Here is an 18,343-nt window from a genome sequence, read left to right on the forward strand (position 1 = left end):
GCACGGGACCACGCGCGTGCCCCTGGCGGCACGGCGGCACGGCGACCGATCACGGCCGCACCCCGATGCCCGCCACCCGCCTGGCCCGCCCGGCAGATCACGGCAACCACCCAATCCCCGCCACCCGAACACCACCCGCGCGACCCACCCGGTCGGCGGCCGCCGCGATCCACCGCGACCGCCGCGCCGCTAGTGGCCGTCCAGGAAACCGGCCATTGTGGTGGCCAGGCCGGGGTGTACGGCCGCGCCCCAATGCCCGCCCGGCAGCACGGCGTGCGTCGCGTCCGGGAGGGCGGCTGCCAGCTCCTCCACGGACGCCGCGCGAGAATCCTGTGCGCCCGCCACCACGAGCGCGGGCGTCCGGATCGCGGCGACCTCCTCCTTCGTCGTCGGCACGAGCGAGTCCAGCACATGCACCAGCGCGGTCAGGTCGGCGCCACTCTCCCGCAGCCGCTGGGCCGTCTCCCAGTCCGGCGAGCCGGGCCCTGCCGGTGCCTTCGCGATGCGGCGGATCGCATCGCCGGCCCCGCCGCGTTCCCCGGCGACCTGCCGCATCCCCTGGCCGCCGATGATCGCGCGCCCCGGCGTGGCGCCGCGCACGAGCATCCGGACCACGACGCGCCCGCCGAGCGAGTAGCCGCCGAGGTCGTAGCCGGTCAGCCCGAGGTGCCGGACCAGCGCGAGCCCGTCGTGGGCCAGGATGTCGCGCGGGTACGCGGCCGGGTCGTGCGGGCGCGCGCTTTTCCCGTGGCCGCGCAGGTCCGGCATGATCACCCGGTGCCCGCGCGCCGCGATGGTCTCGGCGTGCCCGGTCGCGATCCAGGCGCTGGGGGCGTCGGCGGTGAGTCCGTGCAGGAGGATCAGCGGCCTGCCCGCGCCGGTTTCCCGGTAGGCCAGGGGCACGCCGTCGTGTCCTGCGAACTCGTGCACGGGCAGCTCGGTCACCCCGAGAACCTACCGGGTCACTTCCTGCCGGGACATCCGCCCGGCAAGCACCTGCACGCCGTCGCCGGACAGCTCGTCCAGAGCCGCCCCGCGGCCGGTGATCGCCAGCAGCAGCGCCTCGCCCGGACCGCGGACCTCGGGGCCGCGCCCGGCCGACCAGCCGAGATCGGTGGCCAGCAGCCGCAGTCCCCGCGCACGCCAGAAGGCACCGACCGGCGGGCGATCCGGGCGAACGGGAGCGCCCGCAGCAGGCGTTCCCGCGGGATCTCCCGCGGTTTGCCCAGCGGGCGCCGGACATCCTGGTGGTGCGTCATCCCGTCGAGGAGCGCGATCCGGCCACCGAACGCGGCGGGGAGACCGCGCGGGCGGGTGTGCGCGCGGAGTGTCGCGACGAGTTGTTCCGGGGTGCGCCGGGCAAGCCGCGCAACGCCGAGAGCGTTGATCCGGCTCAGCGACAACCGTCCGCGTGCGAACTGGGATCCCAGCTGCGCCAAGGACAATTCGTCGTAACTGATCATGTGCGCGACGACCTCGCGTACCGGCCAGGCCCGGAAGCTACCCCGGGACGGAGGTCCGCGCGGGCATTACGTCCAGATCGGACAGAACGAGCACCGCGCCCAGCGCGAGCACACCACCGGCGACCCCGACCACCGCGATCGCCCTGCCGATGACCGGCGCGGTGGCGGCCACGAGCACACTCTGTCCCAGCGCGAGCCCGGCGCTGCCGCCGAACTGCTTGATCAGGTTGAGCCCCGCGGTCGCCGAGCCGACATCCGCGCGGGGCACCGACATCTGCGCCGCGATCGCCACCCCGCCCATCGCCGGCGCGGTACCGGCGCCGAGCAGCACGGCACAGAAAATGGTGCCCCACAAGGGAAGGACCCCGATCAGGGCCAGCACCGCCGACGACGCGGCCACCAGCACCGCGCCACCGGCGAGCAGCCCCTTGACCCGCCCGGTCCGCAGCACGAGCAGCGCCGTGACCCGGTTCCCGGCGAGCATCCCGGCCAGCAGCGGCAGCACCATCAGCCCGGACTCGGTCGCCCCGAACCCCCGCGCCTGCTGGAAATACAGCGACAGGAACAGCCCGGCGGGCAGGGACGCCGCGGTGAACAGGAAACCCGCCGCGGTCACGGCGCTGTAGTCCCGGCGGCCGAACAAGCGCAGTGGCATGATCGGCACGGCCGCCCGCCGCTCGACGAACACGAAGGCGCCGAGCAGCACCGCCCCGGCCGCGAAAACGGCCACGCCGAGCGAGTTCGTGAGCGCCACCAGCATCAGCGAAATCGCGCCCGTCAACAGGAAAACGCCCGCGAAGTCGAACCGCCCGGTGTCCCGGCCTGCCCGTGGCTGATGCGGGAGGAGCACCGTGAGCGCGCCGATCGTGAGCGCGCCGATCGGCAGGTTCACGAGGAAGATCCACCGCCAGCCCAGGTGGTCGGTGAGCAGCCCGCCTTCCAGCGGGCCGCCGAGCAGGCTCACCGTCATCAGCCCGGCGAGCAGGGTCTGCATCCGCATCATCCCGGTGGAGCGCTCCGGCGGGTACAGGTCGCGCACGAGCGTCATCCCCACCGTGAGCAGCGCGCCCGCGCCGAGGCCCTGCACGACCCGGAAGGCGATCAGCTGCGGCATGTCCCCCGCGAGCGCGCACAACCCCGAACCCGCGAGGAACAGCGACAACCCGGCCAGCAGCGGGATCTTCCGGCCGTGCAGGTCGGCGAGCCTGCCGTAGACCGGGATGGTCACGGTGGAGACCAGCAGGTACGCGGTCGTGACCCAGGTGAGGCTGCGTTCGCCGTGCAGCTGCGCGGCGATCTTGGGCATCGCGGTGCTCGTCGCGGTGCCGTCCAGCGCGCTGAGCAGCACACCGGCCAGTGTCGCCAGGAGGATGAGGAGTCTGCGGCGTTCCGTCATAGGTCAAGTTTGACCGGTCATATTCGACCTGTCAAAGATGGGCATCATGTCCTTGCGCCACGCCGTCCTCGCCACCCTGCTGCCCGGCCCGCAGAGCGGCTACGACCTGGCGAAGAAGTTCGACGAAGTGATGCGCGGCGTCTGGTACGCGCGCCGCAACCAGATGTACGGCGAGCTCGCGAAGCTGACCGAAGCCGGTTTCGCCGAGGAGGTCGCCGAAGGGCCGCGCGGCAGGCGGACGTACCAGGTCACCCCGGCGGGCCGGGCGGAGCTGCGCCGGTGGCTGGTCGAGGAGAAGCCCGACCGGACCGTGCGCGACGAGTCGATGCTGCGCGCGCTTCTGGTGTCCACTTTGGACCGTGACGACGCGCTTGCCGTGCTGGAGCGGGAAGAGCGGGCGCTCAACGCGGAGTTGAAGCCGTTGCGGGCTTACCTGGAGGAGCTGTCCCGCGCGGAGTCGCCGACGGATCCGCAGGCGATGGGGCTGGATCTGCGAGCCAGGATGCTGCAGGCGATGCTGGACTGGATCGCCGAGGCCAGGCGCCGCGTCGACGCCGGCTGAACCCCCTCAGGCCGCCGCCCTCAGGTGATCGCGCAGCTCCCTCGCGACCCGCGCCATCAAGGCTTCCGCTTCCGGTTGGATCGCGGCCGGGACCCGGGATTCGGTGAGCGCGGCGACGGCGAACGTCTGCCCGTCGGCGTGTCCGACGACGCCGACCTCGTGCCGCAGGTTCAGCAGCGTCCCCGTTTTCGAGGCCCAGTTCGTCGCGTCGGACCGGAAATCCGGGCTGATCCGGTGCAGCAGCAGGTTTTCCGCCATCAGCGCCCGCACTCGCGCGGCCACGGGCTCGTCGATCTTCGACGGCGTCCAGAGCGCTTCGAGCAGGTCGGTGTACGCGCGCGCCGAACCCGCGCTAGCCCGGCTGATGTCCAGCTGGGGCACCGGATGCCCCTGGCCCGCGGTCGCCGCGCCGATAGCGAGGGAGTGCGCGAGGTGGACGTCGGCGGCGTCGAACCGTTCGGCCGGGGTGTCGCTCAGCTCGCCGAGCTGGTTGCGCACGCTGATGCCTTCGATGCCCCAGTCCCGCACCTGCCGGGCCACCTCCGCGGGCGGCGTCAGGCCGAACAACGCATCGGCGGCCGTGCCGTCGCTGACCGCCATCATCAGGTACAGCAGGTCTTCCACCGCGATGCTCGCCGGATGCCGGAACCGCGACAGGCCCGGCGTGGCGGCAACGCCCGGCGTCACCTCGACCCGGGTGGCGCCGTCCAGGTCGCCGCGGTGGATGCGGTCGAGGGTGGCCGCGGCGAGCGGGATCTTGATCAGCGACGCGGTCGGGTACTGGACGTCGGGGTCGATGCCGATCTCCTGCCCGGTGCGCAGGTCTCGCACGAGGAACGAGCCGCGCAGCCCGCCCTCGTCCAGTTCGTCCCGCAGCCGCAGCAGCAGCGCTTCCGTGTTCACCGGTCCTCCCCCTTCGCCCCCAGGCAGCGAGCTATCCCCGACCGTAGCCGCGTGCGCAGGTTCCCCGCGTCCTCGCCCAGCCCCGCCACCACGTCGAACCCGCGCGCGAGCTTGACCCCGCCCACGGGACGCCATGCCAGGCCGAGCTCCCTGGCCTGATCCGCCGAGCACAGCAGCAGATCCGCGGAGCGGAACACGCTCGCCGCGGCGGACGTGATCGACTCGGCGACGGCGACCTGCGACGGCTGCAACCCCACCGAATCCCGGGCGCGCAGCACGCGGTCGCGGATGTGCGGGACGTCGTCCTCGGGCTGGATCCACACGCGACGGCGCGGGCCACGCCCGGACCGCCCACCGCGCAGGGTTTCCAGGTGGATCACGGCCGCGTCCGGCTCGGCCTCGCTCGCCAAACCGAGTGGCACCACCCAGACGCCTTCCTCCGCGGGCACGGCGGTGAGCGCCGCGCGGACTTCGTGAGTGCGCACCAGCTCTGCTCGTTCGCCAGGCGCCGCAGTGCGGAACTCGAGGAACACGTCGAGCGCGCGGGCGTCGGCGTCGAGCTCAGCCAGGTCGCGGGTGGTGCACGTGTCCGGAACGGCCAGCAGCAACGGCCGCAGCTTCGCTCGTTTCGCGTCGTGCTCCAGCGCGTCGGCCAGGTGTACGAGCCGCTTGGCCGAGGGCAGCATGTCGCGTCCGAACGGCGTCAGCCTGGCCTGGCGGGTGGAGCGGTCGAACAGCCGCTCGCCGAGGTGCTTCTCCAGCGCCGCGATGCGCCGGCTCGCGACGGGCTGGGGGATGCGGGCGACGGCCGCGCCCGCCGTGAAGCTGCCCGCCTCGCTCACGCTCACGAATGCCCGGCAACCGCCGATCAGATCCACGAGCAGAGTGTATGCGGATTCGGCATCAAAGTGCAGATTTCTGTCTTGGACGACATGAGACCTGGTGGGAAGACTACGGGCACAGCCGTTTTGGAAAGGAATGTCCGTGTCGCACACCCTTCGCCGACGCCCTGTCCGCGTCACCCTCGTCGCGCTGGCGCTCGCTTCGGCCACCGCGTGTTCCGCCGTGCCTGCCGCCGCCCCGCCTGCGTCGCATCAGCTGCAGGATTTCCAACAGCTCGAAGCGACGTTCGGCGCGCGGCTCGGCGTGTACGCGGTGGACACCGGCACCGGCCGCACGGTCACCTACCGCGCCGACGAGCGCTTCCCCTTCGCGTCCACCTACAAGGCGCTGGCCGCGGGCGCGGTCCTGCAACGGGAGCCGCTCGAAGAGCTGGACCGGAAGATCACCTACGGCTCCGGCGACCTGGTGAACTACTCCCCGGTGACCGAAAAGCACGTGGCGGACGGGATGAGCCTGCGCGACGTGATGGACGCCGCCCTGCGCTACAGCGACAACACCGCGGGCAACCTGCTGTTCGCCGAGCTGGGCGGGCCGGCCGGGTTCACCGCCGCGATGCGTGCGCTCGGCGACACCACCACCCAGTCCGACCGCCGCGAAACGGAACTCAACGAGGGCACGCCCGGCGACCTCCGCGACACCAGCACCCCGCGCGCCCTGGCCGACGACCTGCGCGCGTTCGGGGTCGGGAACGCCTTGCCGGACAACAAGAAGAAGGTTCTGCTGGACTTCATGCGCGCCAACACGACCGGCGGCGAGCTCATCCGCGCCGGGGTGCCGCAGGGCTGGCAGGTCGCGGACAAAACCGGCAACGCGAGCTACGCGACACGCAACGACATCGCCGTGGTGTGGCCGCCGCAGGGCGCGCCGATCGTCGTGGCGATCCTGTCGACCAAACCCGCGAAAGACGCCGGGTACGACAACAAACTGATCGCGCAGGCGGCGAGCACAGCGCTCGGGTCGTTCCTGTGAAGACCTGACAGCGGCGTGCCAGCGTCGTGTGCGCCGGCTGCCAGCGGGCGGCGCCAGTCTTGGCGTGCAAGGAAAACCCCGAGTTTGAGGAGTCTCCAGTGCACACCCCGGTCACGATCATCGGCGCCGGACTCGGCGGGCTCACGCTGGCGCGCGTCCTGCACGTCCACGGCATCCCGGCCACGGTCCACGAGGCCGAGCCCTCCCCCGCCGCGCGCGCCCAGGGCGGAATGCTCGACATCCATGACTACAACGGGCAGCTCGCCGTCGAGGCGGCGGGCCTGATGGACGAGTTCCGCGGCATCGTCCTGGAGGGCCGCCAGGCGATGCGGGTGCTGCGGCCGGACGGCACCGTCCTGGTCGACAAGGCCGACGACGGCACGGGCGGGCGTCCCGAGGCACAACGCGGTGAGCTGCGGCAGATGCTGCTCGACTCGCTCCCGCCCGGCACTGTCCACTGGGGGCACAAGGTGAGCGGCGTCCGCGCACTCGGCAGCGGACGGCACGAGGTGACCTTCGCCGACGGCAGCACCGTCGTCGCGGATCTGCTGGTCGGGGCGGACGGCGCGTGGTCGCGCGTGCGTCCGCTGCTGACGGACGTGACGCCCGAGTACGCCGGCACGGCGTTCGTCGAGACGTACCTGTTCGACGCCGACACCCGCCACCCGGCCGCGGCGAAGGTGGTCGGCGGCGGCTCGCTGATGGTGCCGGGAGAGGACGGGAAACTCATCGGCGCGCACCGGGAGAAGGGCGACACGCTCCACACCTACGTGACGCTGACCGAGTCGCTGGAATCGCTCGATTTCCCTGATCCCGCAACGGCCATCGAGCGAGTCGCGCGGAAGTTCGATGGCTGGGCGCCGGAACTCGTCGCGCTGATCACCGAGACGGACACCGCGCCGGTCCTGCGCCCGCACTACGGCCTGCCGACCGGGCTGCGCTGGGACCGGATCCCGGGCGTGACTCTCGTCGGCGACGCGGCACACCTCTCGCCCCCGGACGGCGAAGGCGCCAACCAGGCCATGCTCGACGGCGCCGAACTCGCCAAGGCGCTCGCCGCGCACCCGGGCGATGCCGAGGCCGCGCTCACCGCGTACGAGCAGGAGATGTACGTCCGCGCCGAAACCCCCATCGACGACGAGTTCCTCCTGGAAAGCCTCTTCGGCGACGACGTCCCACAGGAACTGGCCGCCACGTTCACCGCTGTCCGGGAGGACATGCCCTAGCCTCCTCCCTCGGCCGTGTTCGCCGCTCCCGTCCGCATGTTGGCCCCTCACGCCCGCATGTTGGCCCCTCACGTTGGCGTGTTGGCCCCTCACGTCCGCATGTTGGCCCCTCACGTTGGCGTGTTGGCCGCTCACGTCCGCGTGTTCGCCCCTTCGGCGGGCGTGCTGGCAGCTCACGTTCGACCCTCCCGTTGGCATATTTGCCCGTCACGTCGATGCGTTGGCCCCTGGCGTCAGCGGACTCGCCAACACACGAACCGGAACGGCCAACACACCGACCGGGACGGCCAACACGCGCACGGGAGGGGCCAACATGGCGGGGCCGGCCTGGTTGGCTAGCTGTTGAGGCGGGCGGCCAGCTCCGCCCGGGAGCGGATGCCGAGCTTCGCGTAGACGCGGGTCAGGTGGTATTGGACCGTTTTGGTGGACAGGTACAGCTCGGTGGCGACGTCGCGATTGGACAGTCCTTTCGCGACCAGCCGCGACACCGCCGTCTCCTGGGGGGTCAGCTCGTCGTGGCCGCGTTCGCCGCGGGGCAGGTGGACGCCGCCCGCCTTCAGCTCTCGGTCGCATTTGTCCACATAGGTCACCGCGCCGAGCGCAGCGAACGTCTCGCGCGCGGTGGTCAGCGCCTCGTCGGCTTCGCGGCGTTTCCCGGCGCGGCGCAGGATCTGGCCCCGGGTGAACTCGATCCGCGCGCGGTCGTAGCGCAGCGGCAGGCCTTCCAGCAGCTCCAGCGCCACCCCGAAACTGGCCTTCGCGCGATCGAGTTCACCGGTGGTGCCTTCGAGCCTCCCCCGGGCCGCCGCGAGCCGGGCGCGAGCCGAGGCCAGCCCGCGCTCGGCGGCGAGTTTCTCGTGCGGGACAAGGAAAGCGTCGGCCTCGGCGTAGCGGCCGTCGATCACCAGAGCGTGCGCGTACATGTCCGCCCACGGCCACTGGCCCGGCTCGTCGATCGAGCATCCGACCCGCGGGCTCGTCAACGGCCGCAGCGCGCGCAGCACGGCCGCGGCGTCGGTGCGCACCTCGGCGAGCTGGGCGCGTGCCAGGCACAGCGGCACGCGCATCATCTCGTAGTCGTCGGGGCCGGAATCGGCGCGGCGCAAGGCTTCCGCGGCGAGTTCGGTCTCACCGCGCAGCGCGTGCACGGCGACCGCCGTCCACTGCAGCAAGGGCCCGACGAGCGCGATGCCGCTGTGGTCGAGCACAGCTTGCGCTTCGCGGACGGTGTGCACGGCGTCGTCCCAGTCGCCGGTGAGGAACCGCGCGCGGGCGAGCCACGCGCCCGCCCACAGCGAAATCCGGCTGGACCCGCCGAGAACCGTGGTGGGGACGGAACTTTTGAGATCCGCCTGCGCTTCGTCGACCGCGTCGCGGGTCAGCCCGACCCAGCCGCGCGCCATCACGATCCGCTGGGTCTGCGCGCCATGCTGGACGCGCTCGGCCAGTTCCGTGTACTCCCGCAACGCTTTCTCGGCCTCGCCGCGCCCGGCCAGGCCCAGCCCGCGGATCGCCGCCGCCTCCACCGCGGCGGGTTCGTCGGCGCCCGTGAAGGCGATCGCGCGGTCCGCCCACGTGACAAGATCGCCCGGACGGCAGCACGACAGGAAATGCAGCACGTAACGCTGGCAGATCAGCGCCGCGACATCCGGTTCTCGCTCGGCGTTCACCAGCGCCCACGCGCGCGCGAGCCGCGCTTCGGCCTCGGCGCGGCGGCCGCGCACGATCGCCAGATAGCCGAGAACCGCGTTGCGGAGCGGGGTTTCGCGCAGGCCCTCGACTTCGGGCACCAGCGCTCCGGCGCCGAGTACGTCCCCGGCGCCGATCAACGCGTCCACCGCCCGAGTCAGCCTGCTTTCGCGCTGCAGCCTGTCTTCCGTCAGCCGCGCGGCATCGCTGAGCAACGAAGCCGCGACGCCCCAGGCGCCGTCGGCCGCGCGCACTCCGGCGAGTTCGTCGAGTTCGTCGGCGAGCGCGGCGTCGGGCAACGGCGTCGCCGCGACGAGCAGCCGCAGTTTCCGCACCGGGTCGTCGACCAGCTCCGCGGCGCGGCGATGCAACTCCGACGCCGTGGCGGGGCCGAGCGCCACCAGCATGGCGGCGCGCACCATCGGGTCCGCGGGCGCCAGTTCGGTGAGCCCGCGCGGCCCGAGCGCGACCAGTCCCGTGCCGCATGCTTCGTCGAGCACTGCCAGCAAATCGTCCTGGACCCCGGCCAGCAACGCCGCATCCCGCACGGCTGTCGCCGGGCCGAGCACGGCCACCGCCTCCACGATCCGCCGCGCCTGAAGCGAACAGCCCGCGAGCGCCTCACCGACGCGCGCCGCCACCCCGGCGGGCGCGGGCAGGTCGGGGTCGAACCGGCTCCAGATGTCGCGCGGCGCCTCGGCGAGCAGATCCACGACGTGGCGCGGGATCCCTCCGGTGTGTCTGGTGAGCCGCTCCGCCATCGACGCGTGCAGGAGGATTCCCCGCGCCGCGGCCAGTTCGCCCACCGCGACGGCGCTGAGCGGAGCGAGCGGTACCTCCGCCGTGGCGGCCTGCCGCAGCAGATCCGTCGCGGCGGGAGCGGCCGCGACGATCAGCAACCGCGCTTTCGGATGATGACGAACGGTCGACGCCAGCGCCCGCACGGACTCGGCGTCGGCCCACTGCGCGTCGTCCACCACCGCGAGCGTGCCGCTTTCGCTTGTCACGGCGGCGATCCCGGCCGGGTCCGTGCCGATCCCCGGCACGAGCTGATCGGCGACCGCGTACGCCCGCTCGCTCTCCCAGGGCGTGGCCGTCGCACGGCGGACCGGTCCGGGGTGGGCGGCGGCGAACGCCTCCAGCAGCGCGCTCCGGCCCACCCCTGGCGGACCCGTGACAAGGACGAAGCCCGCCTCTCGCCGCAGCGCGGCGAGCGCGTCGTCACGGCCGATCAGGGCGCCATCGCTCACCTCATCACGATAGCCGCGTGGGGGCTTCACCCCTGGTCGCCGCCCGCGACGGGCAAAACCGTGCCGGTGACGTACGAGGCCTCGTCGGAGGCGAGGAACGCGATCGCGGCCGCCTGCTCGTCCAGCGTGCCGTACCGCTTCAGCAGCGAAGACCGCACTGTCTGGTCGATGTGCGCCTGGAACCACGCCTGTTCCCGCGGGGTTTCCGCCACCGGCGTGCCCCGGGAAATCCGGCGCGGCGGCGCCTCCGTGCCGCCCGGCGCGGTGCCGACCACGCGCACGCCGGCCTCGGCGTACTCGAAGGCGAGCGACGCGGTGAGCGCGTTGATCCCGCCCTTGGCCGCCGAATACGGGACCCGGTGGATGCCGCGGGTGGCCGCCGAGGACACGTTGACGATCACCCCGCCGCCGGCCGCGACCATCGACGGCAGCACCGCGTGGCAGGCGTAGAGCGTGGTCAGCAGCGAACGCCGGACCTCGGCCTCGATCTGCGCCGGCGTGAACTCGGTGAACGGCTTGAAGTTGATCGCCCCGCCCACGTTGTTGACCAGCACGTCGACCCGGCCGAACCGGTTCACCGCCGCCTCGGCCACCGCCCGCGCGCCTTCCGGGGTCTCCAGATCGGCGAGCACGGCCAGCGCGTCGTTCGGCAGCTGCGCCGGCAACTCGGTCACCAGGTTCGCGCGGTCGGCCAGCACGAGCAGCCCGCCCTCGGCGCTGATCCGGCGGGCGGCCGCCTCACCGATGCCCTGCGCGGCGCCGGTGACCACCACGACCTTGCCCGCGAACCGCCCTGGCGTGACGAACTTCGGCCCGCTTTCCGTGCCCGCCATCGCGCGCCGGGTGGTGATCTTGGACCGCTCCGCGTGCTCGGCGACCAGCCGCCGCGCGGTGGCCCGGTCCCCCGCCTCGAACGCGGTGACGATGTCGAGGTGGTCCTGCGTGCAGCGCGGATGGCACCAGGTGGCGCGGCGCAGGGTTTCTTCCATGTGCCCCTTCACGCCGAGCGCCTGGTACGCCTGCAGCAGATGCTCGTTGCCGGTGAGCGTGAACAGGTAGTCGTGGAAGGCCGCGTTCGTCTCGGTGTAGGCCGCCGCGTCGACGAACCGGTCACCGTCCACATAGGGCACCGTCGCCTCGGCCAGCAAGCGGTAACCCGAAAGCTGGGACTGCGAAAGCCTGCCGATGGTGATCTCCACGGCCCCCAGTTCGAGCGCCTGCCGGGCCTCGAAGACGGCGTCGGACTCGTGCACCGACGGGTGTTCCTCGCCGATCTCGTACCCGCGCGGCGCCGCCAGCGGCTCGATCCCGGCGCCGGGCAGCATCTCCTGTCCGGCGATTTTCCTTGCCACGGCGGGAAGTTCGGGCTCACCAGGGTCGAGAAGGCGACTCCCCGACCCGGTGCCGGGCCACAGGCGCTGCCCCGCGATCGAGGCCGCGGCGGCAGCCTCCTCGGCCGGCACGCGCGGGGACTGGGCGCGCAACGGCTCGAGCTCGATCGCGGGGAACAGCGCCTGCCCCGCCACGCCGCGGCCACCCGGAACCGCGGGCGCAGGCAGGTCTGGGGCCGGTTCGGGAACCGGCTCGGGCTCGGGCTCCGCTTCGGCGACGGGCGCGGCGACGGATGCGGCCACGGGCGCGGCGGCGGCCGAGAGCGCGAACTTCTCGTAGTAGAAACCGGTCGGCTCCACCCCGCGCTCGGCGAAGTGCTTCCGCACGGCCTCGACCATCGGCGGCGGCCCGCACAGGTACACCGCGACGTCGCCGCCGTAGAGGTGCTCGTCGCGGATCAGGCTGGTGACGTACCCCTTGTTGGGCGCCGCACTGTCCGGATCGGACACGCAGTAGTCCCACGTCAGCCCTTCGACCTGGGCGGCGAGCTCGGCGAGGGTGCCGGTCTCCACCAGGTCGTCGTCGGTGCTGACGCCGTAGATCAGGTGCGCGGGGCGCGTCGAGCCCGCGGCCCGCATCGTCCGCACGATCGACAGGATCGGCGCCAGCCCCGTCCCGCCCGCGAGCAGCAGCACCGGGCGTTCGGTCTCGCGCAGGAAGAAACTGCCGTTGGGGCCGGTGAATTCGAGCTCGTCCCCGGGCTGGGCGCGTTCGGTGAGGTAGTCCGACATGACCCCGCCAGGGGTCAGCTTCACCAGGAACGTCAGCTGCTTGTCCTCGGGCGCGTTGCTGAACGAGTACGACCGCGTCTGCCCGGTGCCGGGCACGGCGATGTTGACGTACTGGCCCGGCAGGAAAGCGAGCTTGTCCCGCTCCGGCGTCTCGACCGTCAGCGCCACCGTGGTCGGCGAAAGCCTGTCGAGCGCGGTGAGCCGCGCCGGGTACGTGGCCGCCTGCGTCTTGGCGACCGCGGAGGTGCTCGCGATGCGCAGCACGAGGTCCGACTTCGGCTTCATGCTGCACGGCAGCACATAGCCCTGCTCGGCTTCGCCCTCGGTGAGCGCGTCGTCGATGTAGCTCCCGCCGTCGAACTCGCCCGACTCGCAGAACGCCTTGCAGGTCCCGCAGGCGCCGTCCCGGCAGTCCAGCGGGATGTTGATGCGCTGGCGGTACGACGCGTCCGCGACCGTCTGGTCCGGCGCGCACGTGATGAAGCGCGTGACACCGTCCTCGAAGGACAGTGCGACCTGGTGGGTCATGACGTCCTCCTCAGAAGTGGTAGACGTCGACCACGTGGTGGATGTAGTCGTTCTTGAGCACCACCGTCTTGCGCCGGATCAACGGGCTCTCGCCGGAGAAATCGATGGTGTAGAACGAAGTCCCGTAGTACGGGTCGACGGTCTGGTAGCGGAAGTACATGGTGTGCCAGTTGAACCGCACGTCGACGATCTCGCCCCGCCGCTCGATCAGCTCCACGTTCGAGATGTTGTGGCTGGTGCGCGGTTCCGGGATCGAGGTGGCGCTCGAGCGCTCCGTGCGGATGCGGAACACGCGGTCCTCGAGCCCGCCCTTGTTCGGGTAGAAGATCAGCGAGATCTCCGTCTGCGGGTCCTCGGTGAGCAGATCGTCGGTGCCCCACGAGGGCATCCAGTAGACGACGTCGTCGGCGTAGCAGTCGAGCCACTTCTCGAACTCGCGGTCGTCGAGGTAGCGGGCCTCGCGGTAGAGGAACTGCTCGATGTCGTGCTGGGTAATGGTCCTCGGCTCGGTGGTGGTGGTCATCGGCCCTCCTCGATCGCCGCCTGCATCGTCTGCTGCCAGTAGCCGTGCTGGACGGGGTAGAGCCCCTCGTCCTCGTTCTTCACCCCGGCCGAGACCACGCCGTCGAGGCCGAGCGAGCGCGCGACCTCGTCGGGGCCGCTCAGCCAGTGCTCGGCGCCGCGGCTCAGGTCGTTCCACGGGGCGGCGGTGGCGCGGTAGGTGAGCTGGCAGGAGCGGAACTCCTCCAGGTCGTCCGGGGTGGCCATGCCGGAGGCGTTGAAGAAGTCCTCGTACTGCCGGATCCGCCACGCGCGGGCCTCGGCGCTCTCGCCCTTCGGCGCGATGCAGTAGATGGTGACCTCGGTCCGGTCCGGCGCGACCGGCCGGAAATGCCGGATCTGCGTGGAGAACTGGTCCATCAGGTAGACATTCGGGTACAGGCACAGGTTCCGGGACCCGCGCACCATGAACTCGCCCTTGGCGTCGCCGAACTCCCGCTTCAGCTCGTCCATCCGGTTCCACAGTGGACGGTCCTGCGGGTTGCCCGCCCAGGTCCACAGGCACAGGTGCCCGTGCGGGAACGACCAGTAGCCGCCGCCGGACTTGCCCCAGCTGCCGGCGTCGAGCGTCTTGGTCTCGTTCTTGGACTCGCCGGTGCCGCGCCGGGCGGTGGTGGCCGCGTAGTTCCAGTGCGTCGCGGTGACGTGGTAGCCGTCTGCGCCGTTCTCCGCCTGGACCTTCCAGTTGCCGTCGTAGGTGTAGCTCGACGCGCCGCGCAGCACTTCCAGCCCCTCCGGGGACTGGTCCACCAGCATGTCGATGATCTTGGTGGCGTCGCCGAGGTGCTCGGTCAGCGGCAGCACGTCCTCGTTGAGGCTGCCGAAGAGGAACCCGCGGTAGGAGTCGAACCGGGCGACCTTGACCATGTCGTGCGAGCCGCCGGTGTTGAACGCACCGGGATAGCCCGCGCCCTCGGGGTCCTTGACCTTGAGCAGCGAGCCGTCGTTGCGGAACGTCCAGCCGTGGAACGGGCAGGTCAGCGTCATCCGGTTGTCGGTCTTGCGGCGGCAGACCATCGCGCCGCGGTGCGCGCAGGCGTTGATCAGGCAGTGCAGCGCGCCGTCCTTGCCCCGGGTGATCACGACGGGCTGGCGGCCGATGTAGGTGGTGAAGTAGTCCCCCGGCTCCGCCACCTGGCTCTCGTGCGCGAGGTAGATCCAGTTGCCCTCGAAGATGTGCTTCATCTCGAGCTCGAAGATCTCCTCGTCGGTGAAGATCCGGCGGTTCGCGCGGTAGATCCCCGCTTCGCGGTCCTCGACGAGAGCGTCGGCGAGCACGGCCGACAGATGCTCCTGGGTCTCGGTCATTGAGTCCTCCCACCGCCGTGGATCGGCTTTGATCGGCGTAGTTCCCCTGACTGTGACGGGGAGCGGCCGAGGTCACACCAGGCAAATGCCCAGTCCTGACCCAGGGTGTGTTTGATTGGTCCTGCCTATCAATGCGACGGAAATTAGTCTTTGTGTTGTCGCAATATCCGTATCTACGGTGAATCAATCGCACCAGAAGGGAGGTCCGGCGATGGAGCTCCGGCATCTGCGGTACTTCGCCGCCGTGGCCGACACCTGCCATTTCGGGCGGGCGGCGCAGCGGCTGCACATGGCTCAGCCCGCGCTGTCGCAGGCGATCCGCCAGCTGGAGGACGAGCTCGGGGCGCCGCTGTTCGTCCGGACCACCCGGCAGGTCGCGCTGACCCCGGCCGGGGAGTTCCTGCGCGGTGAGGCACAGCGGGTGCTGGGCACGATCGACGACAGCGTGCGCGGCGTGCGCCGGATCGCGGGCGGGCGGCGCGGCCTGGTCCGCTTCGCCTTCACCGGCACCGCCGCGTTCTCCCACCTCCCGCGGATCGCGCGGGCGCTCAAGCAGGAGCTGCCCGAGGTGGCCGTCGAGGTGCACGCGGACCTGCTCACCCCGGCCCAGTGCGACGGGATGCGCGCCGGATCGCTCGACCTCGGCGTGCTCCGCCCGCCGGCCCGCGGCGACGGCATCGAGCTGCGCACGATCGAGAGCGAGCCACTGGTCGTGGTCGTGCCCGCCGACCACCGGCTGGCCGTGGAACCCGTGGTGTCCGTCGCCGACCTGCGCAACGAGGACTTCATCTCGTACGCGGGCAAGGACTCCGTCGTCAACGCGGCGATCGCGCGCGCCTGCCGCGCCGCGGGCTTCACCCCGCACACCGAGCACCAGGCGCCGGGCACCGCGGTGCTGCTCTCGCTCGTCGCGGGCGGGCTCGGGGTCGCGATGGCGCCCGCCTCGGCCCGCACGCTCCCGCTGGCCGGGGTCGTGTTCCGCGACCTGGCCGACGCCGGGCACGTGGAGCTGGCGCTGGCCTGGCGGAAGGACGAGGAGTCCTCACTGGTGCGCGCCGTACTCGACGTCCTGGAGGAAACGCTGATCCCCGAACCGAACGCCGCCGAGGTGAGTCCGTGAAGATAACCAGCATCGAGGCGATCCCGTTCGCCATCCCGTACCGCAAACCGCTGAAGTTCGCCTCCGGTGAGGTGCACGCCGCGGAGCACGTGCTGGTGCGGGTGCACACCGACGACGGGATCACCGGGATCGCGGAGGCGCCGCCGCGGCCGTTCACCTACGGCGAGACGCAGACCGGGATCGTCGCGGTGATCGAGCAGATCTTCGCCCCTCAGATCGCCGGGTTGAGCCTGCTCGACCGCGAGGTGATCGGCGCGCGGCTCGCCCGCACGGTCGGCAACCCGGCCGCGAAGGCCGCCGTCGACATGGCGGTGTGGGACGCGCTGGGCCGCACCCTCGACGTGCAGGTGACCGAGCTGCTGGGCGGGTTCACCGACCGGATGCGGGTTTCGCACATGCTCGGGTTCGACACCCCGGAGGCGATGGTCGCCGAGGCGGAGCGGATGCGCGAAACGCACGGCATCAGCACGTTCAAGGTGAAGGTCGGCCGCCGTCCCGTCTCGCTGGACACCGCCATCGTGCGGGCGCTGCGGGAGCGGTTCGGCGACGAGGTCGAGCTGTACGTGGACGGCAACCGCGGCTGGACGGCCGCCGAATCCGCCCGCGCGATGCGGGAAATGGCCGATCTCGGGCTGACCTTCGCCGAGGAGCTGTGCCCCGCCGACGACGTGCTCGGCAGGCGCTGGCTGGTCTCGCAGCTCGACGTGCCGTTCATCGCCGACGAGTCCGCGGTGACCCCGGCCGACGTGACCCGCGAGATCCTCGGCGGCTCGGCCACCGCGATCAGCATCAAGACCGCGCGCACGGGGTTCACCCAGTCGCAGCGCACGCACCACCTCGCCGAAGGGCTCGGCCTGGAAGTCGTGATGGGCAACCAGATCGACGGCCAGCTCGGGTCCGCCTGCACCGTGGCCTTCGGCGCCGCGTACCAGCTCACGTCGCGGCGTGCCGGCGAGTTGTCGAACTTCCTCGACATGAGCGACGACCTGCTCACCGAACCGCTCGAGATCCGCGGCGGTGAGCTGGCCATCCGGCCAGGAGCGGGACTCGGGGCCGAAATCGACCCGGACAAGCTCGCCCACTACCGCCAGGACCGCTGAGCGGCAGCAAGGAATCAAGGAGGATCCCATGACCGCCACCCACCACGAAACCGCCACCGCGGCCGCCTCGGGCGCGGGCGCCACCGCGCGGTTCAAGAGCGACAAGGCGTACGGCGGCGGCACCCCGCCCGAGCGCGTCGACCTGCTCGCGCGCGAGGTGCTGTCGGCCGTGCACGACACCATCCGGCGGCACAAGGTCACCTACGACGAGTACAACGCGCTCAAGTCGTGGCTGATCAGCGTCGGCGAGGACGGCGAATGGCCGCTGTTCCTCGACGTCTGGGTCGAGCACGTGGTCGAGGACGTCGCCACCGAACACCGCGAGGGCAACAAGGGCACCATCGAGGGGCCGTACTACGTGCCCGACGCCCCCGAGCAGGGCTCGACCGGCACGATTCCCATGCGGGACAACGAACCCGGCACGCCGCTGACCTGGACCGGGCAGGTCCGCTCCACCGACGGCAGCCCGCTCGGCGGCGCGAAGGTCGAGCTGTGGCACGCCGATGACGAGGGCTTCTACTCGCAGTTCGCGCCCGGCATCCCGGAGTGGAACCTGCGCGGCACCTTCACCACCGACGGCGAAGGCCGGTTCGAGATCCACACCGTGCGGCCCGCGCCGTACCAGATCCCGACCGACGGCGCCTGCGGCAAGCTGATCGCCGCGGCGGGCTGGCACTCGTGGCGCCCGGCGCACCTGCACGTCAAGGTTTCCGCGCCAGGGCACGAACTGCTGACCGCGCAGCTGTACTTCCCCGGCGACGCGCACAACGACGACGACATCGCCTCCGCGGTCAAGCCGGAGCTGATCCTCGACCCGAAACCGGCCGGAGACGGCGAAACCATCGCCTACGACTTCGTCCTCGACCCCGAGCGGAGCTGAGCGGATGCTGTTCCACGTGCGGATGGACGTCCACCTCCCGCCCGGCCTCGACCCGGCCGTCCGTGACGAGATCGTGGCGCGGGAGAAGGCGTACAGCCAGGAGCTGCAGCGGGCCGGGAAGTGGCCGCACATCTGGCGGATCGTCGGCGAGTACTCCAACTTCTCGATCTTCGATGTCGAGTCGAACGACGAGCTGCACCGGTTGCTGTCGGCGCTGCCCTTGTTCCCGTACATGGACATCCGGGTCACCGCGCTCGCGCGGCATCCATCCAAAGTGGACTGACCGGGGGTGGGCCCGGCCGCAGGGGGCGGGCCCACCCCCGGTCTCCGTGTGTTGGCCCCTCCCGCGCACGTGTTGGCCC

16 protein-coding genes are annotated in these 18,343 nt (G+C 71.5%); 7 read left to right on the plus strand and 9 right to left on the minus strand.

What is annotated here, in order from left to right; translation table 11 throughout:
* Positions 1-189: 189 nt before the first annotated feature.
* Genes FPZ12_RS37605 through FPZ12_RS37615 form a run of 3 tightly spaced genes read right to left on the minus strand, consistent with a single transcriptional unit; the run spans position 190 to position 2,859 of the window.
* A complete protein-coding gene (locus tag FPZ12_RS37605) occupies positions 190-945 on the minus strand; it encodes an alpha/beta fold hydrolase (protein ID WP_243770236.1) in 756 nt (251 codons plus the stop codon).
* 17 nt (positions 946-962) lie between these two features.
* Positions 963-1,463, minus strand: coding sequence for a maleylpyruvate isomerase mycothiol-dependent enzyme family protein (locus FPZ12_RS37610; RefSeq protein ID WP_208026149.1), 501 nt, complete (start codon positions 1,461-1,463; stop codon positions 963-965).
* Between the two features lie 37 nt (positions 1,464-1,500).
* Complete coding sequence (locus FPZ12_RS37615) at positions 1,501-2,859, minus strand: MFS transporter (protein ID WP_144756011.1); 1,359 nt, start codon at positions 2,857-2,859, stop codon at positions 1,501-1,503.
* A gap of 46 nt (positions 2,860-2,905) precedes the next feature.
* Between FPZ12_RS37615 and FPZ12_RS37620 the strand changes: the two genes are divergently transcribed.
* Positions 2,906-3,421 carry a helix-turn-helix transcriptional regulator gene (locus FPZ12_RS37620; protein WP_166463037.1) on the plus strand — a complete coding sequence of 172 codons (516 nt, stop codon included), beginning with the start codon at positions 2,906-2,908 and terminating at the stop codon, positions 3,419-3,421.
* A 6-nt stretch (positions 3,422-3,427) separates the two neighbouring features.
* Here the strand turns inward: FPZ12_RS37620 and FPZ12_RS37625 are convergent, their stop codons facing one another.
* Positions 3,428-4,324: a serine hydrolase gene (locus tag FPZ12_RS37625; protein WP_144756016.1), complete on the minus strand. Its 897-nt coding sequence runs from the start codon at positions 4,322-4,324 to the stop codon at positions 3,428-3,430.
* Positions 4,321-5,208 carry a LysR family transcriptional regulator gene (locus FPZ12_RS37630; RefSeq protein ID WP_166463038.1) on the minus strand — a complete coding sequence of 296 codons (888 nt, stop codon included), beginning with the start codon at positions 5,206-5,208 and terminating at the stop codon, positions 4,321-4,323. Before FPZ12_RS37630 ends, FPZ12_RS37625 begins: the two co-directional genes overlap by 4 nt.
* Before the next feature lie 94 nt (positions 5,209-5,302).
* On the opposite strand from FPZ12_RS37630, the gene bla reads away from it, so the two are divergent.
* Both bla and FPZ12_RS37640 read left to right on the plus strand, forming a co-directional pair.
* Positions 5,303-6,196 (plus strand): class A beta-lactamase, encoded by an 894-nt coding sequence (gene bla / locus FPZ12_RS37635; protein WP_144756022.1) that lies wholly within the window; start codon positions 5,303-5,305, stop codon positions 6,194-6,196.
* Positions 6,197-6,294: 98 nt separating this feature from the next.
* On the plus strand, positions 6,295-7,422 hold the full coding sequence (locus FPZ12_RS37640; RefSeq protein WP_144756025.1) for an FAD-dependent oxidoreductase: 1,128 nt from the start codon (positions 6,295-6,297) through the stop codon (positions 7,420-7,422).
* A 335-nt stretch (positions 7,423-7,757) separates the two neighbouring features.
* Here the strand turns inward: FPZ12_RS37640 and FPZ12_RS37645 are convergent, their stop codons facing one another.
* From FPZ12_RS37645 to benA, 4 genes are read right to left on the minus strand one after another with little or no spacing between them, the layout of a single operon-like run.
* Positions 7,758-10,361, minus strand: coding sequence for a helix-turn-helix transcriptional regulator (locus tag FPZ12_RS37645; protein ID WP_144756028.1), 2,604 nt, complete (start codon positions 10,359-10,361; stop codon positions 7,758-7,760).
* 26 nt (positions 10,362-10,387) lie between these two features.
* Positions 10,388-13,012 carry a benzoate 1,2-dioxygenase electron transfer component BenC gene (gene benC / locus FPZ12_RS37650; RefSeq protein ID WP_144756055.1) on the minus strand — a complete coding sequence of 875 codons (2,625 nt, stop codon included), beginning with the start codon at positions 13,010-13,012 and terminating at the stop codon, positions 10,388-10,390.
* A gap of 10 nt (positions 13,013-13,022) precedes the next feature.
* Positions 13,023-13,535 carry a benzoate 1,2-dioxygenase small subunit gene (gene benB / locus FPZ12_RS37655; protein WP_144756058.1) on the minus strand — a complete coding sequence of 171 codons (513 nt, stop codon included), beginning with the start codon at positions 13,533-13,535 and terminating at the stop codon, positions 13,023-13,025.
* Entirely contained in the window at positions 13,532-14,881 is a 1,350-nt protein-coding gene (benA, locus tag FPZ12_RS37660; protein ID WP_144756061.1) for a benzoate 1,2-dioxygenase large subunit, read from the minus strand. The genes benB and benA overlap by 4 nt, the downstream gene beginning before the upstream one ends.
* A 211-nt stretch (positions 14,882-15,092) precedes the next feature.
* Between benA and FPZ12_RS37665 the strand changes: the two genes are divergently transcribed.
* Genes FPZ12_RS37665 through catC form a run of 4 tightly spaced genes read left to right on the plus strand, consistent with a single transcriptional unit; the run spans position 15,093 to position 18,264 of the window.
* The gene (locus FPZ12_RS37665; RefSeq protein ID WP_144756065.1) at positions 15,093-16,001 is read left to right on the plus strand and encodes a LysR substrate-binding domain-containing protein; all 909 of its coding nucleotides are present in this window, start codon (positions 15,093-15,095) and stop codon (positions 15,999-16,001) included.
* Positions 15,998-17,101 (plus strand): mandelate racemase/muconate lactonizing enzyme family protein, encoded by a 1,104-nt coding sequence (locus FPZ12_RS37670; RefSeq protein WP_144756068.1) that lies wholly within the window; start codon positions 15,998-16,000, stop codon positions 17,099-17,101. Before FPZ12_RS37665 ends, FPZ12_RS37670 begins: the two co-directional genes overlap by 4 nt.
* A 28-nt stretch (positions 17,102-17,129) precedes the next feature.
* Positions 17,130-17,981: a catechol 1,2-dioxygenase gene (gene catA, locus FPZ12_RS37675; RefSeq protein WP_144756071.1), complete on the plus strand. Its 852-nt coding sequence runs from the start codon at positions 17,130-17,132 to the stop codon at positions 17,979-17,981.
* 4 nt (positions 17,982-17,985) lie between these two features.
* Positions 17,986-18,264, plus strand: a complete 279-nt coding sequence (catC, locus tag FPZ12_RS37680; RefSeq protein ID WP_144756074.1) for a muconolactone Delta-isomerase — start codon at positions 17,986-17,988, stop codon at positions 18,262-18,264.
* The last annotated feature ends 79 nt before the right edge of the window (positions 18,265-18,343 follow it).

This window comes from Amycolatopsis acidicola (assembly GCF_007713735.2).
Classification (GTDB): Bacteria; Actinomycetota; Actinomycetes; order Mycobacteriales; family Pseudonocardiaceae; genus Amycolatopsis_E; species Amycolatopsis_E acidicola.